We start from the raw sequence: 16,570 nt of genomic DNA, 5'->3' as shown, positions 1-16,570 counted from the left end.
TGTGGCTGTTCGGAACCCATGTGGGAGCGGGCTTGCTCGCGAAGGCGGTGTATCAGTCAACATCATTGCTGAATGACACACCGCTTTCGCGAGCAAGCCCGCTCCCACAGTGGTTAATCAGTGTTCATTGCGCCAATCACCTGTCAAAACCCTGAACACACACCCTGAAATATCGCTGCCCATTGAAACCACCCCCCACCTGCCCCATCTAAGACCCATACCCCATTGCGCAGGTGCCCCATGAGCGACCAGCAAGAATTTCCTGAAGACCCGAGCGATTACGCCGAAACAGACCACATCGAACACCATTCCACCGGCAAAGGCCTCGCCCTGCCTGGCCAGAACCTGCCGGACAAGGTTTACATCATCCCGATCCACAATCGCCCGTTCTTCCCGGCCCAAGTGCTGCCGGTGATCGTCAATGAAGAACCGTGGGCGGAAACACTGGACCTGGTAAGCAAATCCGATCATCACTCCTTGGCCCTGTTCTACATGGACACGCCCCAGGAAGATCCGCGTCATTTCGATACGGGCGCATTGCCGGAGTACGGCACGCTGGTCAAGGTGCACCACGCCAGTCGTGAAAACGGCAAATTGCAGTTCGTCGCCCAAGGCCTGACCCGAGTACGAATCAAAACCTGGCTCAAGCACCATCGCCCGCCATACCTGGTGGAAGTCGAGTACCCGCACCAGCCCACCGAGCCGACCGATGAGGTCAAGGCCTACGGCATGGCGTTGATCAACGCGATCAAGGAACTGCTGCCGCTCAACCCGCTGTACAGCGAAGAGCTGAAGAATTACCTCAACCGCTTCAGCCCCAACGATCCATCGCCGCTGACCGACTTCGCCGCCGCCCTGACGTCCGCCACCGGTGGCGAGTTGCAAGAAGTGCTCGACTGTGTGCCGATGCTCAAGCGCATGGAAAAAGTCCTGCCGATGCTGCGCAAGGAAGTCGAAGTTGCGCGCCTGCAAAAAGAAATCTCCGCCGAAGTGAACCGCAAGATCGGCGAGCATCAGCGCGAGTTCTTCCTCAAGGAACAGCTCAAGGTCATCCAGCAGGAACTGGGGCTGACCAAGGATGATCGCAGCGCCGACATCGAGCAGTTCGAGCAACGCCTGGAAGGCAAAGTGTTGCCGCCCCAGGCGCAGAAACGCGTCGAAGAGGAAATGAACAAGCTGTCGATCCTCGAGACCGGTTCGCCGGAGTACGCGGTCACCCGCAACTACCTCGACTGGGCGACTTCGGTGCCGTGGGGCGTGTATGGCGAGGACAAACTCGACCTCAAGCACGCACGCAAGGTGCTGGACAAACACCACGCCGGCCTCGATGACATCAAGGACCGCATCCTCGAATTCCTCGCGGTCGGTGCCTATAAAGGCGAGATCAGCGGCTCCATCGTGCTGTTGGTCGGCCCGCCGGGCGTGGGCAAGACCAGTGTCGGCAAATCCATAGCCGAATCCTTGGGTCGACCGTTCTATCGCTTCAGCCTCGGTGGCATGCGCGACGAGGCCGAGATCAAGGGCCATCGCCGCACGTACATCGGCGCGCAACCGGGCAAACTCGTCCAGGCGTTGAAAGACGTCGAAGTGATGAACCCGGTGATCATGCTCGACGAGATCGACAAGATGGGCCAGAGCTATCAGGGCGACCCGGCCTCGGCGCTGCTGGAAACCCTCGATCCGGAACAGAACGTCGAATTCCTCGACCACTATCTGGACCTGCGTCTGGACCTGTCGAAAGTGCTGTTCGTCTGCACCGCCAACACCCTGGACTCGATCCCCGGCCCGTTGCTCGACCGGATGGAAGTGATTCGCCTGTCGGGTTACATCACCGAAGAAAAAATCGCCATCGCCAAGCGTCACCTGTGGCCGAAACAACTGGAAAAGGCCGGCGTGTCCAAAGGCAGCCTGAGCATCAGCGACAGCGCGTTGAAAGCATTGATCGACGGATATGCCCGTGAAGCCGGGGTGCGCCACTTGGAAAAAGAACTGGGCAAACTGGTGCGCAAAGCTGTGGTCAAGCTGATCGACGAGCCGAAAGCGGTGATCAAGATCGGCCCGAAAGACCTCGAAGCCTCACTCGGACATCCAGTGTTCCGCAACGAGCAAGTGTTGTCCGGCACCGGCGTGATCACCGGGTTGGCATGGACCAGCATGGGCGGCGCGACGCTGCCGATCGAAGCGACGCGGATTCACACGCTCAACCGAGGTTTCAAACTCACCGGGCAATTGGGCGACGTGATGAAAGAGTCGGCGGAAATCGCCTACAGCTACGTCAGCTCCAACCTGAAGTCGTTTGGCGGTGATCCGAAGTTCTTCGACGAAGCCTTCGTCCACCTCCACGTGCCGGAAGGCGCGACCCCGAAAGACGGCCCGAGCGCCGGTGTAACCATGGCCAGCGCCCTGCTGTCCCTGGCCCGCAACCAGGCGCCGAAAAAAGGCATCGCCATGACCGGCGAACTGACGCTGACCGGGCATGTCCTGCCGATTGGCGGGGTGCGCGAGAAAGTGATCGCGGCGCGGCGGCAGAAGATCTTTGAATTGATCCTGCCGGAACCGAATCGCGGCAGCTTTGAGGAATTGCCGGATTACCTGAAAGAAGGGATTACCGTGCACTTCGCCAAGCGTTTTGCGGATGTGGCGAAGATCTTGTTCTGATAGTCATGTAGTGCCTGGACTATCGCCTTCGCGGGCAAGCCTCGCTCCTACAGAGTTGTGTGTCGTTCATATTTTTCGCGACCGACACACAACCCCCTGTAGGAGCGAGGCTTGCCCGCGAAGGCGTCAGCACTGACCACGCCAATTCCCAGTGCTGTCACACTTTGTCTCATCTTCAGTTATGCTCGCCGTTCGTCGTGAATGCCGGAGCCACTGACCTTATGTCCCCTACCCGCCTGTTAGTCCCCCTCGCCCTCTCCCTGCTGGCCGCCTGCGCCACACAGACGAAACAGAACGTGACCGTGGAAAAACAAAGCGAATGCCCGGCCAGGCTGAACAACGGGCAAAACCTGATCCTGATCCTGCCGAGCAACCCGACCACGGGTTATCGCTGGGCGATCCAGGATTCCGCCGGTGGTGTGTTGCGCGCGCTCAGCCCGGAGGTCTACAGCAACCCGGAAGATGCCGGGCTGGTGGGCAGCGCCGGGATTTCGACCTGGCGTTTCCAGTCGTTTGCTACCGGTACTGGCCGTTTGCGCCTGACCTACTCGCAACCGTGGGCGCCGGAAGTCCCGGCGGTGAAAACCTTCGATTGCGCAATCTCGGTTAACTGATCGTGGGCTGGCTGATCCTGGCGCTGATGGGCGCGGTGACCTTTCTTTACGGGCTAAGCGTTCACGCTGCGCTGCTCTGCCTGTTGGTCAAACCGCTGCCCGTATTGGCCCTGCTCGGCTGGTTGCACGACGCGCCGCCCACCGAATATCGGCGCTGGATCAGCCTTGGTCTGATTTTCTCCTTGGTCGGCGACGTTCTCCTGGCATGGCCGGGGGATTTGTTTGTGTTTGGGCTGGGGGCGTTTTTGGTCGCGCATCTGGCGTATCTGAAAGCGTACTTGAGCGATTGCCGGCGCTTGGCGTTGTTGCCGTTGGTCTTGGCACTCGGGGTTGGTGCGGTGCTGTTGGGGATTTTGATTTCCCATGGACTCGGGCCGTTGCTGGCGCCGGTGATTGTGTACGGCGTGGCGATCAGCGCGATGCTCTGGCGCGCATTGGCCAGGCTCGGCAGCGATGTGCCCCAGCGCTCGGCGTTGCTGGCGGCGGCGGGTGCGGTGGCGTTTGTATTTTCCGATAGCGTGATCGGGATCAGTCGGTTTGTGATGCCGTTCGAGGCCGCGCCTTATGTGATCATCCTGAGTTACTGGGTGGGGCAATGGGGGATTACGGCGTCGGCGTTCGGCCCTGAACCGCGCTGAACCCTGTGGCGAGGGAGCTTGCTCCCGCTCGAGTGCGCAGCGCTCGCCAGATTGAGGGCTGCTGCGCAACCCAGCGGGAGCAAGCTCCCTCGCCACAACAGCACTTCGGCGCAGTAACGAGGGCGATGCTGGCGGTTTATCAGACAACCCGCGCATCCCCCCGTCAATTTGGCTAAAATGCCGGCCTTTTCCACCTATGTCGCTGGAACCGCCGTGAGCAAAGAACCCGATCGCCTTTTCGCCCAGCCTTTGGCCCAGGTGCCTGACTTCGCCTTTAACGAGGATGTGGTGCGGGTGTTCCCGGACATGATCAAGCGCTCGGTGCCGGGTTATCCGACCATCGTCGAAAACCTCGGTGTGCTCGCTGCGCAATTCGCCCAGCCCAACAGCGTGCTCTACGACCTCGGCTCGTCCCTCGGCGCCGTGACCCAGGCCCTGCGTCGTCATGTGCGCACCGACGGTTGCCGCGTTATTGCTGTGGATAACTCGGCGGCGATGGTCGAGCGCTGCCGCGAATACCTCAACGGTCAGGACTCGATGTTCCAGGAATTGCTGCCGGTTGAAGTGATCGAAGGCGACATCCTCGCCCTCGACTTCCAGCCTGCCTCGGTGGTGGCGCTTAACTTCACCCTGCAATTCATCGCTCCGGAGCAGCGCACCGCATTGCTCTCGCGCATTCGCCAATCGTTGTTACCGGGCGGTGCGTTGATCCTGTCTGAGAAGCTGCGCTTCAACGATCTGGAAGAACACGCGTTGCTCACCGACCTGCACGTCGCGTTCAAACGCGCCAACGGCTACAGCGAATTGGAAATCGCCCAGAAGCGCAGCGCCATCGAAAATGTCATGAAGCCCGACAGCCTCGAAGAACACCGCGAACGCCTGTTGGCCGCCGGGTTCTCGAAAGTCGTGCCGTGGTTCCAGTGTCTTAACTTTGCCTCGTTGATTGCCTTGCCATGATTGATCTGTCCCCCCTCGCCCGCCGTCTGGCTGGCACTCCACTGGCCGAATGGGCCAACACCCTGCAAGCGCAACTCGACAAGAAAATGGAAAAGGGTCACGGGGACCTGGAGCGCTGGCAAAGCGCGCTGGACGCCTTGCCGAAGATCCAGCCGAGTGAAGTGGATTTGCTCAATGGCCTGACGCTGGACAACGATTGCGACGATGCAACCCGCGCGCAGATGCGTACCGCGCTGATGGGCCTGTCGCCGTGGCGCAAAGGGCCGTTCGATTTGTTCGGCGTGCACGTCGACACCGAATGGCGCTCGGACTGGAAATGGTCGCGGGTGGCGCCACATCTGGACTTGAAGGGTAAACGCATCCTCGATGTCGGCTGCGGCAATGGCTACTACATGTGGCGCATGCTCGGCGCCGGGGCCGACAGCGTGATTGGCGTCGATCCGAACTGGCTGTTCTTTTGCCAGTTCCAGGCGGTGCAGCGTTACCTGTCCGAACCGAATGCCTGGCACCTGCCGTTCCCGTTTGAAGACCTGCCGCCGAACATGGAAGGCTTCGACACCGTGTTTTCCATGGGCGTGTTTTATCACCGCCGCTCGCCGATCGAGCATTTGCTGGCGCTGAAGGATTGCCTGGTCAAGGGCGGCGAACTGGTGCTGGAGACGCTGGTGATCGAAGGTGATCAGCAACAGGTATTGGTGCCGGAAGACCGTTATGCGCAGATGCGCAACGTGTGGTTCCTGCCGTCGGTGCCGGCGCTGGAATTGTGGCTGCGGCGCGCCGGTTTCACCGATGTTCGCTGTGTGGATGTCAGCGTGACCACCGTCGAAGAACAGCGCGGGACGGAGTGGATGAAGTATCAGTCGTTGAGCGACTTCCTCGATCCAGAGGATCACAGCAAGACAATTGAAGGGCTGCCTGCGCCGATGCGGGCGGTGATCGTCGCTCGCAAATAAATACACGATCTCTCTACCTGATGGAGATCCAAATGTGGGAGCGAGCCTGCTCGCGAAGACGCCGGTACATCCAGCATTGATGTGACTGACATACCGCTTTCGCGAGCAAGCCCGCTTCCACATTTGATTAGAGTGGCTGCCGATTTTGTGCTCGACGCCAATCCCCTGTGGGAGCGGGCTTGCTCGCGAAAGCGGTGGATCAGTCAACATCTCTGTTGAATGTTAATCCGCCTTCGCGAGCAAGCCCGCTCCCACATTTTTGATCGATGTCTACTCGGCGGGTTTGGCTCTTCGGGCCTTGAAGAATTCGCTCAGCACCGCGCCACACTCTTCGGCCAACACCCCGCCTTCAAATAACACCCGGTGATTCAAGAAGCCCTGGGTAAAAAACTCTCCCTGACTCTGCACAATCCCGGCCTTGGGCTCCAGCGCGCCGTACACCACCCGTGCGATGCGCGAATGCACGATCAGGCCGGCGCACATGCTGCACGGCTCCAGGGTCACGTAGAGGGTGCTGCCGGGCAGGCGATAGTTGCTGGCGGCCAGGGCGGCGGCGCGGATTGCGACCATTTCGGCGTGGGCGCTGGGGTCGTTGCCACTGATCGGGCAGTTGAAGCCGCGACCGATGATTTCCCCGTCCTGCACCAGCACCGCGCCTACCGGCACTTCGCCGAGGGCCGCGCCTTGGGCGGCAAGGGCCAGCGCTTCGCGCATGAAGTCGCGGTCGCGGCTGCGGTCGATGATCGCGGCGGGACGAATCTGGCGCATCACGCCACCTCGATGGCGGCCATCAGGCCGGTTTCCATGTGGTCGATCACATGGCAGTGGAACATCCAGATTCCCGGGTTATCCGCCACCAGCGCCACTTGCGCGCGCTCGTTTTTGCCCAACAGGTAGGTGTCGGTGAAGTACGGGATGACCTTGTGCCGATTCGAGGCAATCACCTTGAAGCTCATGCCGTGCAGGTGAATCGGGTGCTGGTACTGAGTCATGTTCTTCAATTCGAAAATGTAGCTCTTGCCCTTCTCAAGCTTGGCAATCGGGCGGTCGGCGCAGGTCTTGTCGGTGATGTCCCAGGCCTTGCCGTTGATCTGCCACAGGCTCGGCGGCTTGCCGTTGTCGACGTTGACCGACACTGAACCCACCCATTCGAAATTGAAGTTGAGTTTCTCGGCATTGGCCAGGTCCGGCTCCGCCACCGGGTTGGCGGGTAGCGCGGGTGGCCACTCGGTCGGCGCGTCGCTGTTGGCCACCGAGCGCAACGTGCCGACGCGCACCGGGCCGTTGCGCAAGGATAGCTCTTCACCGGCCGGTGGTGCCTTGATCGCCAGGCAGATGCGCATGCCTGGGCCGAGCCAGTATTCCTTGCCCAGCGGGCGCGGTTCGATGGGATTGCCATCCAGCGCGTAAATTTGCGCTTCGACGCCAGGGATGTTGAGACGATAGGTCAGGGTGTTGTCGAGGTTGAGCAAACGCACACGGGTGATCTGCCCGGCAGGTAATTCGATCACCGCTTGCGGCACGCCGTTGATGGTCGACAGGCGCCCCGCCGTACCACCGCGCGCCGCTTCACGCGGAATGCTGAAGGCGACGAACGCGCCTTCTTCATCGACGTGCCAGCTCTTCAGACTGAGGGTTTTTTCGTACTTGAAACCGGTGGGCTCGCGTTCTTCGATGATCAGCGGGCCGACCAGGCCTCGGCCGAGTTCTTCGCTGCTGTTCACGTGCGGGTGATACCAGTAGCTGCCGGCGTCCGGCACGCGGAATTTGTAGTCGAAGTATTCTCCTGGCAGCACTGGAAGCTGCGAGACGTAGGGTACGCCGTCCATTTCCAGCGGCAGGCGGATGCCGTGCCAGTGGATGGTGGTCGCGACCGGCAGGTGGTTGATGAAGCGCACCCGCAGCCATTCACCCTGCCGCACGCGCAACTCGGTGCCCGGCGCCGATGGGCCGAACGCCCAGGCTTCGGTCTTGTGCCCGGCGACCAGTTCAACGTCCAGCGGCGCGGCGATCAGTTCGTAGTCGTGGCCCGCATCCGCGTCGGCCATCTTGCCCAGCCAGTAACGCGACGCGCCACCGGCCCCCACGCCAACCACCACAAGACCGGCCAGACCACCGAGTATTTGTCGACGGGTAAAGGACATGAACTCAACTACCTCACGTATCAGCGACAGGCCTGAGGCCCGCAAAAGGCGAATACGATACACCTGCGGTTGAGAAACAGTAAGGGCGACCGAGAGCCGCACATATCCTGTGGCGAGGGGGCTTGCCCCCGTTCGGCTGCGAAGCAGTCGTAAATCTATTCAACGCGGTGTGCCTGATACAACGCGATTGCAGGATTTGGGGCCGCTTCGCGACCCAACGGGGGCAAGCCCCCTCGCCACAGGGGAACGATCAATGCGGGAGGCCAGTGATCAAATGCACCACCCCGTCATCCAGCAGCATGACCCCCGGCACACCCGCCCGATTCAATGCCTGCCGATCCATCTGCCCGACATCGCGCAACTCCACCCGCACCCGCGTCAATGCCACAGGCTTCTGCGACTTGAGGTTATCCACCCCGCCCAACGCCTCCACGATATCCCCGGCCAAACCGACAACCGGTTGAACAGCCTGCTTGGGCTCATCCACCACCAGATCCGGCGTCAACGCTTTCCAGAACGCCCGCTGCATTTTCTCGAACATGCTCAGTTCTCCAGAACCAGTGAAGTATCGACCGTCGCCTCGTGGTACAGCCGCAGCGCCTCGCGCACCTGCTCGGCGCTTTCCAGCCCCAGCACTTGCAGGGCAATGGCCTGGCAGTCGGCCAGATCCACCTCCCGAACCGCCGCTTTAACCGCCGGAATCAACGGCACACTCACCGACAACTCATCCACCCCCAACCCCAGTAACAACGGCGTCGCCAGGGTTTCCGAGGCCAACGCGCCGCACACCCCGACCCACTTGCCGTGGGCATGCGCCGCTTTGACGGTGCTGGCGATCAAGCGCAACACCGACGGGTGAAAGCTGTCGGCCTGACTGGCCAAGCGCGGATGATCGCGGTCCATGGCCAGGGTGTATTGGGTCAAATCGTTGGTGCCGATTGAGAAGAAATCCACCTCGGGCGCAAACAGGTCCGCCATCAACGCGGCAGCCGGCACTTCGATCATGATCCCCAGTTTCGGCAGTTCCGTTAGGCCCAGCGCCAGCGCCTCTTCTTCCAGCAGTTGCCGCGCCAGACGCAATTCCGAGAGCTGCGCGACCATCGGCAACATGATGTGCAAACGAGCGAGACCGGCGCTGCTGAGGATCGCCTTGAACTGATCGCGCAACAGTTGCGGGCGCTCCAGGCACAGGCGGATCCCGCGCATGCCGAGGAACGGGTTGGTTTCGCTGTCCATCGGCACGTAGGCCAGCGGTTTGTCGCCGCCAACATCCAGGGTTCGCACCACCAGATTGCGCGTCGGTCCCAGGGCGCGGGCGATGGCGCTGTAGGTGGAAGCCTGCTCGTCGTGGCTCGGCGCGTGGTTGCGATCCAGATACAGAAACTCCGAACGCAACAGTCCGACGCCCTCGCCGCCCAGACTCATCGCCTGTTCGGTTTCGCTCAGCGAGGCAACGTTGGCCGTCACTTCGATGTGATGACCGTCGCGGGTGCACGCGGCGAGTGTGGCGTGGGCCAGTTCATGTTGATGGCGTTTCTGTTGTTGCTGACGATTGGCTTGCAGTTGTTCGATGGCGGCCAGATCCGGATCAAGCTGCAATTCGCCCTTGTCGGCATCGAGCAACACTTGCGTGCCGTCGGCCAGCGCCAACACTTGGATCGGCAAACCGCAGATCGCCGGCAGGCCAGCGGCCCGGGCCAGGATCGCGACATGGCTGGTGGCGCCACCGCCGACCGTGGCAAACCCCAGCACCTTGCGGGTATCGAGTCCGGCGGTCTGTGACGGTGTCAGTTGTTCGGCGATCAGGATCGCACCTTCCGGCAGATCGATTGCATGATCCGGCACACCCAGAATCTGCTTAAGCACCCGCTGACCGACATCCGTCAAGTCTGCCGCACGCTCGGCCAGCAAGGCATTGCCCATGCTTTTGAACAGGGTGGCCGTCGACTCGGTGGCCGCGCGCCAGGCGAACGCCGCGCTTTTGCCCTCGTTGATCAGCACCTGAGCGACTTCCAGCAGACTCGGATCTTCGAGCAGTTCCTGATGCGCCTTGAAGATGTCCGCCTGCGCGTCGCCAGTCGCGTTGTCCCTCAACTGCTGCAGGGCGGCGATTGCCTCGGCCAAGCCCCGAGCCAGATGATCGCGCTCAGCGTGCGGTGTGGTGCCGAGTTCAACGACGTCCAGTTTCTGTTCGGTGATCTGCACCACTTGGCCAAACGCCGACCCAGCCGATGCGCAAACACCACGCAGAACCTTCAGCGATGAAGCCTCGACCTCGTTCACCTCAACCGGCGGCGTCACCGCTTCACCGCAGCCCGACGCCAACAGCTCGGCCAGGGTCTTGATCGCTTCTTCAGCATCGGGCCCCGCCGCGCTGACTTGCACCACGTCACCGTGAGCGGTCTGCAACGTCATGATCGCCACCAGGGATTTCGCGTTCACGCTGTCCTGCTTTTTATGCAGGAAAATACTCGCTGAAAATATTTTGGCGGCCTGGGCAAACACCGCCGCCGGACGCGCATGCAAGCCGTTCGGGTTGGCCAGGGTCACCGGTTTGGAGAACAGTGCCTCGCCTTCCTCCGCGTTCACTTCATCCAATGCTTGCCCGGCGGTGTCCAAACCCAGCAACGGCTGGCCGCAGTCCACCAGGCCAGATTCGGGCACCAGCCACGTAAACCGCTCACCGCTGACCACCAGCATCAACGTCAGCAGGCTGCGGGCATTCAGCGCGACAAAATCGGCATCGAACTCGATCAGCGACTGCCCGACGTCAACCTGCTCGCCCTCCTCCACCAACCGGGTGAAACCCTTGCCCGCCAGGTTCACCGTGTCGAGACCGATGTGCATCAACACCTGCACGCCATTTTCCCCGATGATGCTGATCGCATGCCCACTGGCCTGCACATTGCTGACCACCCCGGCCAGCGGCGCGCACAAGGTACTCGAAGTCGGATCGATGCACAGGCCATCACCGATCACCCGAGTGGAAAACACCGGGTCGGGGACAAGGTCCAAAGGCATCAATACGCCGGACAGTGGCGCATGCAGCTGCAATTGTTGGGATGTGGCCATGACGTCACCTGCTGTTTTGTTCTTTGAAGTGCCGATGGAGCGCGAGGCCCCGACAGCATCGCTTATTTCCACCAGTACTCGACCTGCAATCCGACATTCGCACCGTGGCGCGCCGTGCCGAAAGCGCCTGTGTCGGACAACGCCGAGCCCGCCGCCAGTTCATTGGCCGCCCGTTTGGCTGCCTCGTTCCAGCTCGCATAGGTGTAATACAGGCGCACCTCGGGGCGCGCCCAGAATTCCGGGCCCTTGGGCGACCAGGTTGGGGCGAAGGTGAATTTGCTCAACTTGCGCGTCCCGCCCGGCGCATCCACTTGATCGTGACCCAGTTCGGTCACCAGTTTGAACTGCTCGGTGATCGCATAAGCCGGACGCACGCCGATGGACATCCAGTTCTGGTCGGCACCGTCCGGGCGAATATCTTTCTGATAGACCGCCTCGATCTGCCCACCAAAACGCGGCGTCACCTGCCAGTCGAAGAACTCCACCACGCGATAGCTTTTGTTGCTGTCGTCGAGCTTCACGTTTCCGGTATACCCCAACCCGGTGCCGGGGCCTTCGCCGTACTGGAAGGCCAGTTTGTTCTTGCCGCCGAGAAAACCCTTCTGCACATGCTGGGCAGTAACGGCCCAGCCACGGTGCGCATCGCGGCTGTCGGGCTTGTCGATGTAGCTCAGGCCCAGTTCCAGCTCACCGCCGGGGTTGGTGTCGAACCCGGCGACGTTGAAGTCATGCCGGTTGATGTAGTCCTTCTGGTACAGGTTGTCCTTGCGCGAGTAGGCGTAGCTGTATTTCAGATCACCGATCAACACGTCTTCGATCCCGCCACCGGTGGCGCTCTGGTTCCAATAGTAGAAGTCGGAAATGTGGATGTCGTTGCGCTTGTAGTAACGCCGACCGGCCCACAACGAACCGCCATTCAGGCTCGGCATATTCGACCACTGCGCATACATCTGCGGCATCCGAACCGAGCCGTTGTCACCGTTGAAGGTCAGGTCCTTGTCGTACTGGTTGTACAACGAAGCCATGCCGTCGACGCTCAATACCGACCCATCGTCCAGGGTGTACAAATCTTGGCGCAATTCCAGTTCGGCGTACTGTTCGCATTCGTTGCCCAAACGGTATTTGGTCTGCGCCCCCGGTAATTGAAAACACTGTTGTTTGCCACTGTTGACCGAAGTCCCGACGCCGCTGCGCAAGTAACCACCGAACTCCAGCGCCTGGGCCGAAAGCGGCAACGCCAGGCACACGCCCGCTGCTACAAGGCTGCGATTTATTGTTGTTTTCAAGAGCTACCCCATTATTTTTATTGTGTGTTGCAGCAAAAACGGCGCGCAAAACTCCCCCGCGCAGCGTTCTGCGTGTTTTTGAAAACGTTGTTTTTTAGTAGTTAGTCAGGTGCAGTGCGAACGACTCAAAGGGTCGTAGAAACACATGCCGAGTGCGCGGCGGACAGTCCGGGTAGTTGCTGATCACCAAGCGTTGCGACATCGCTTCGCTGATCACGTCATCCGGCAATTCAACTTCGCAGGCTGTGCCGTAGAAGTTGTTCAGCACCAGCAATCGTTCACCCTGACCTTCCCTCGTGTACGCCAAAATTTGCGCATGCTCCGGCAGAATTTGCCGGTACACGCCGTCGGACACAAGGGCTTCGTCGCGGCGCAACGCGATCAGCCGGCGATAGTGATGCAGCACCGAATCCGGGTCGTCGAGCTGGTTGGCGACGTTGATCTGCGCGGCGTTGGCCGGCACGCTGATCCACGGTTCGGCCACGCTGAAACCGGCGTTCGGCTCGGCATTCCAGTGCATCGGCGTGCGGCCGTTGTCACGGGACTTCTGCATGATCGCTGCCATATTGTCGGCGTCGCTGACACCGGCATCGCGCTTGAGGCGATGGATATTCAGCGTCTCGACATCGCGGTATTGGTCGATGTGATCGAAGCCCGGATTGGTCATGCCCAGTTCTTCGCCTTGGTACACAAACGGCGTGCCTTGGAGGAAGTGCAGCGCCGTGCCGAGCATCTTCGCCGACACCACGCGATGCTCACCGTCGTGACCAAAACGCGACACCACTCGCGGCTGATCGTGGTTACACCAGAACAACGCGTTCCAACCGCCACCGGCCTGCATTCCGGTCTGCCAATCCGAGAGGATGCGCTTGAGTTGCAGGAAGTCGAAGTCGGCGCGAATCCACTTTTGCAGGTTCGGGTAATCCACTTTCAGGTGATGAAAGTTGAAGGTCATCGACAGTTCTTTCGACTCCGGCCTCGAGTAGCGAATGCAATGTTCAAGACTGGTGGAAGACATCTCGCCGACGTTGATCAGGTCGTGGCCTTCAAACACTTCGCGGTGCATTTGCTGCAAGTAGTCGTGGACGTTCGGGCCGTCGGTGTAGAAGCGCCGACCGTCACTGTTGTCCTCGGGGAAATCCGCCGGTTTGGAGATCAGGTTGATCACGTCCAGACGGAAACCGCCGACGCCTTTGTCGCGCCAGAAGCGCATCATCTTGAAGACTTCAGCGCGCACCTGCGGGTTGTCCCAATTCAGGTCGGCCTGGGTGTGGTCGAACAGGTGCAAGAAGTATTGGCCGGTCTGGGCTTCGTACTCCCAGGCCGAACCGCCGAACTTGGATTCCCAGTTGTTCGGCTGGTCGCGCCAGATGTAGAAATCGCGGTACGGGTTGTCGAGACTGCTGCGGGCCTGCTGAAACCAGGTGTGCTCGATGGAGGTGTGGTTGACCACGATATCGAGCATCAACTTGATCCCGCGCTTGCCGGCCTCGGCGATCAGCAATTCGCAGTCGGCCATGGTCCCGTAGCTCGGGTCGATGGCGTAGTAATCGCTGATGTCATACCCGTTGTCGCGCTGGGGGGAACGCAGGAACGGCGTGATCCACAGGCAATCGACGCCCAGCCAGTGCAGGTAGTCGAGCTTGGCCACGACACCGAGCAAATCACCCGTGGGGTTGCCGGCGTGGCTGTGGAAGCTTTTCGGGTAGATCTGGTAGATCACCGAGCGTTGCCAGTCTTGCATGGCGGGGTTCCTTTAATTGATTTTGTATTGGCCTTTAGGGCCTCTTCGCGGGCAAGCCTCGCTCCTACAGGGGTACGCGATCCAATGTGGGAGCGAGCCTGCTCGCGAAGGCGATCTATCAGGCGACCCGATACCCAGGCCGAACAATCTTCATGCTCAACCCACAGGTCAAAACAAACGGCACGACCATGGCGATGATCATTCCGATCACAAACATCGGGATGAATTGCGGAATGACCGAGATGAAACCGGGCAAGCCACCGACACCAATCGCCGAGGCCTGGACCTTGTTCAGCGACAGGAAGATGCAGCCCAGGGCCGAGCCGATCAGCGCCGAATAAAACGGGAATTTGTAGCGCAGGTTGACGCCGAACATCGCCGGCTCGGTGATGCCGAAGTACGCGGAAATCGCCGAGGTCGAGGCCATGCTTTTGTCCCGCGCATTGCGGGTCATGTAGAACACCGCCAGCGCCGCGCTGCCCTGGGCGAGGTTGGACATGACGATCATCGGCCAGATAAAGGTGCCGCCCTGAGTGGAGATCAGTTGCAGGTCCACGGCGAGGAACATGTGGTGCATGCCAGTGATCACCAGCGGCGCGTAGAGCATGCCGAAAATCGCCCCGCCGACCATCGGCGCCAGATCGAACAAGGTGACCACGCCTTCGGTGATCAGAATCCCCAGATGCCGGGTCACCGGACCAATCACCGCCAGCGCCAGCACACCGGTGACGACGATGGTGGTGATCGGCACCACCAGCAATTGCACGGCGTTCGGCACTCGCGCACGCAGCCATTTTTCGATGACGCTCATCACGTAGGCCGCCAGCAGGATCGGCAGGATCTGCCCCTGATAACCCACCTTCTCAATCTTGAACCAGCCGAAAATATCGAAGTACGGCAGGCTCTGACCATCGAGCCCGGCCACCGCTTTGCCGTAGTTCCAGGCGTTGAGCAGGTCCGGGTGCACCAGCATCAGGCCGAGCACGATACCGAGGATTTCGCTGCCACCAAACCGCTTGGCCGCTGACCAGCCCACCAGAGCCGGCAAGAATACGAACGCGGTGTTGGCCATCAGGTTGATCAGGCTCCAGATGCCATCCAGGCCCGGGTACGCATCCAGCAGGGTCTTGCCCTCGATGAACATGCCTTTGGCGCCGATCAGGTTGTTGACGCCCATCAGCAGGCCCGCAACCACCAACGCCGGCAGGATCGGCATGAACACATCGGAGAACACCCGCACCAGCCGTTGCATGGCGTTGATCTTGTCGGCGCTCTTTTGTTTAACGTCGGCGATGGTCGCCGCAGCGAGACCGGTTTGCCGACGCAGTTCGGCGTAGACCTTTTCCACTTCGCCGGGGCCGATGACCACCTGGAACAGGCCGCCGGTGAAGAACGAGCCCTTGACCAGATCGATCTGGTTCAGCGTGGCGCTGTTGACCAGGCTCGGGTCCTTGAGGGCCAGGCGCAAGCGTGTGACGCAGTGCGCGGCCTGCTCAAGGTTGTCGCTGCCACCGAGGCTGACAAGCAGCTCGCTGGCGATATTCGGGTAGTCGTGGCTCATGCTTGTTCTTCCGCTGTAGTTTTTTGTTATTGGCAGCACGCCGAAACGAAAAGTACTCGTCTGTACGAGTTAAAGCAACAACTCGTACAGACGAGTTTGATTTTGTTTGTCTCGGCGCCGACCGGCGGCGACATTTCCTACCTGCAAAATCGAAGAAACCCATTGCCGCATGGACAAAGCCCTACCCTGCCCTTAAGGTTCGAAACCTTGAGTACAGCGCGGCATAGAGCCATCCCCATGAGTAAATACAACCAGATCTACACCGATCTGCTTGCCAGCATCACCACCGAACGTCTGGAACGCGGCGCCCGCTTGCCTTCTGAAACCGAGTTGATGGACAGCTACCAGGCCAGTCGCGGCACCGTGCGCAAGGCCATCGAGCTGTTACAGGAGCGCGGTTTCGCCCAGAAAGTCCACGGAAAAGGCACCTTCGTGCTGTCGACCAACCCGATCGAATTCCAGCTCGGCGGCATCGTCAGCTTCCAGGAAACCTATCCACGGCTGGGCAACGACGTCAGCACCGAAGTGGTCGAGTTCGATCAGATACCGCTTGAAGGCGCGCTGCTGGAACACATCCAGGCCGAAGCCGGCAGCCTGATCACGCGGATCAAACGGGTGCGGCGCATCGATGGCAAACGGGTGATCCTCGACATCAACCATTTCGTCAGCGATGTGATTCCCGGCCTGTCCCGCGACATCGCTGAGCAATCGATCTACGCCTTCATCGAACAAACCCTGCAACTGCAAATCGCCTACGCCCAGCGCACCATCGAAGCGGTGCCGCGCAGCAAGGATGATCAACTGCTGCTGGACCTCGACGGCCAAAGCCACGTGATCGTGGTGAGTAACCAGACGTTCCTGCAGGATGGGCGCCAGTTCGAGTACACCGAGTCGCGGCATACGCTGGATAAGTTTTACTTCTCCGACGTGGCGCGGCGCTGAA

The 16,570-nt window shown here is 60.5% G+C and carries 13 protein-coding genes; 6 read left to right on the top strand and 7 right to left on the bottom strand.

Features of this window, described 5'->3' with window-relative positions; all coding sequences use genetic code 11:
• Window positions 1–240: 240 nt before the first annotated feature.
• The 5 genes from lon to cmoB all read left to right on the top strand — a co-directional run bounded on the left by lon (window position 241) and on the right by cmoB (window position 5,820).
• Entirely contained in the window at window positions 241–2,658 is a 2,418-nt protein-coding gene (gene lon, locus NK667_RS01305; RefSeq protein WP_054045317.1) for an endopeptidase La, read from the top strand.
• Window positions 2,659–2,879: 221 nt separating this feature from the next.
• Window positions 2,880–3,272: a protease inhibitor I42 family protein gene (locus NK667_RS01300; RefSeq protein ID WP_054613636.1), complete on the top strand. Its 393-nt coding sequence runs from the start codon at window positions 2,880–2,882 to the stop codon at window positions 3,270–3,272.
• Between the two features lie 2 nt (window positions 3,273–3,274).
• The gene (locus tag NK667_RS01295) at window positions 3,275–3,910 is read left to right on the top strand and encodes a lysoplasmalogenase (protein WP_054613635.1); all 636 of its coding nucleotides are present in this window, start codon (window positions 3,275–3,277) and stop codon (window positions 3,908–3,910) included.
• Window positions 3,911–4,087: 177 nt separating this feature from the next.
• Window positions 4,088–4,867, top strand: coding sequence for a carboxy-S-adenosyl-L-methionine synthase CmoA (gene cmoA / locus NK667_RS01290; RefSeq protein ID WP_177331407.1), 780 nt, complete (start codon window positions 4,088–4,090; stop codon window positions 4,865–4,867).
• A complete protein-coding gene (gene cmoB, locus NK667_RS01285) occupies window positions 4,864–5,820 on the top strand; it encodes a tRNA 5-methoxyuridine(34)/uridine 5-oxyacetic acid(34) synthase CmoB (protein ID WP_054613633.1) in 957 nt (318 codons plus the stop codon). Before cmoA ends, cmoB begins: the two co-directional genes overlap by 4 nt.
• Window positions 5,821–6,090: 270 nt before the next feature.
• On the opposite strand, the gene tadA is transcribed toward cmoB, so the two are convergent.
• From tadA to treP, 7 genes are all read right to left on the bottom strand, one after another.
• On the bottom strand, window positions 6,091–6,588 hold the full coding sequence (gene tadA, locus NK667_RS01280; protein WP_054613632.1) for a tRNA adenosine(34) deaminase TadA: 498 nt from the start codon (window positions 6,586–6,588) through the stop codon (window positions 6,091–6,093).
• Window positions 6,588–7,964, bottom strand: a complete 1,377-nt coding sequence (locus NK667_RS01275; RefSeq protein ID WP_054613631.1) for a multicopper oxidase family protein — start codon at window positions 7,962–7,964, stop codon at window positions 6,588–6,590. The genes tadA and NK667_RS01275 overlap by 1 nt, the downstream gene beginning before the upstream one ends.
• Before the next feature lie 250 nt (window positions 7,965–8,214).
• Complete coding sequence (locus NK667_RS01270) at window positions 8,215–8,505, bottom strand: PTS sugar transporter subunit IIB (RefSeq protein ID WP_054613630.1); 291 nt, start codon at window positions 8,503–8,505, stop codon at window positions 8,215–8,217.
• A 2-nt stretch (window positions 8,506–8,507) separates the two neighbouring features.
• Window positions 8,508–11,036, bottom strand: a complete 2,529-nt coding sequence (ptsP, locus tag NK667_RS01265; RefSeq protein WP_054613629.1) for a phosphoenolpyruvate--protein phosphotransferase — start codon at window positions 11,034–11,036, stop codon at window positions 8,508–8,510.
• 62 nt (window positions 11,037–11,098) lie between these two features.
• Window positions 11,099–12,322, bottom strand: a complete 1,224-nt coding sequence (locus NK667_RS01260; protein ID WP_054613628.1) for a maltoporin — start codon at window positions 12,320–12,322, stop codon at window positions 11,099–11,101.
• Window positions 12,323–12,416: 94 nt separating this feature from the next.
• Window positions 12,417–14,066 carry an alpha,alpha-phosphotrehalase gene (treC, locus tag NK667_RS01255; protein ID WP_054613627.1) on the bottom strand — a complete coding sequence of 550 codons (1,650 nt, stop codon included), beginning with the start codon at window positions 14,064–14,066 and terminating at the stop codon, window positions 12,417–12,419.
• A gap of 118 nt (window positions 14,067–14,184) precedes the next feature.
• Window positions 14,185–15,627 carry a PTS system trehalose-specific EIIBC component gene (gene treP / locus NK667_RS01250; RefSeq protein ID WP_054045338.1) on the bottom strand — a complete coding sequence of 481 codons (1,443 nt, stop codon included), beginning with the start codon at window positions 15,625–15,627 and terminating at the stop codon, window positions 14,185–14,187.
• Window positions 15,628–15,864: 237 nt separating this feature from the next.
• On the opposite strand from treP, the gene treR reads away from it, so the two are divergent.
• Window positions 15,865–16,569: a trehalose operon repressor gene (gene treR / locus NK667_RS01245; RefSeq protein WP_054045339.1), complete on the top strand. Its 705-nt coding sequence runs from the start codon at window positions 15,865–15,867 to the stop codon at window positions 16,567–16,569.
• Window position 16,570 lies beyond the last annotated feature (1 nt).

This window comes from Pseudomonas nunensis, from assembly GCF_024296925.1.
In the GTDB taxonomy this organism is placed as follows: Bacteria; Pseudomonadota; Gammaproteobacteria; order Pseudomonadales; family Pseudomonadaceae; genus Aquipseudomonas; species Aquipseudomonas nunensis.
This window is presented reverse-complemented; position numbering and strand designations above follow the sequence as displayed.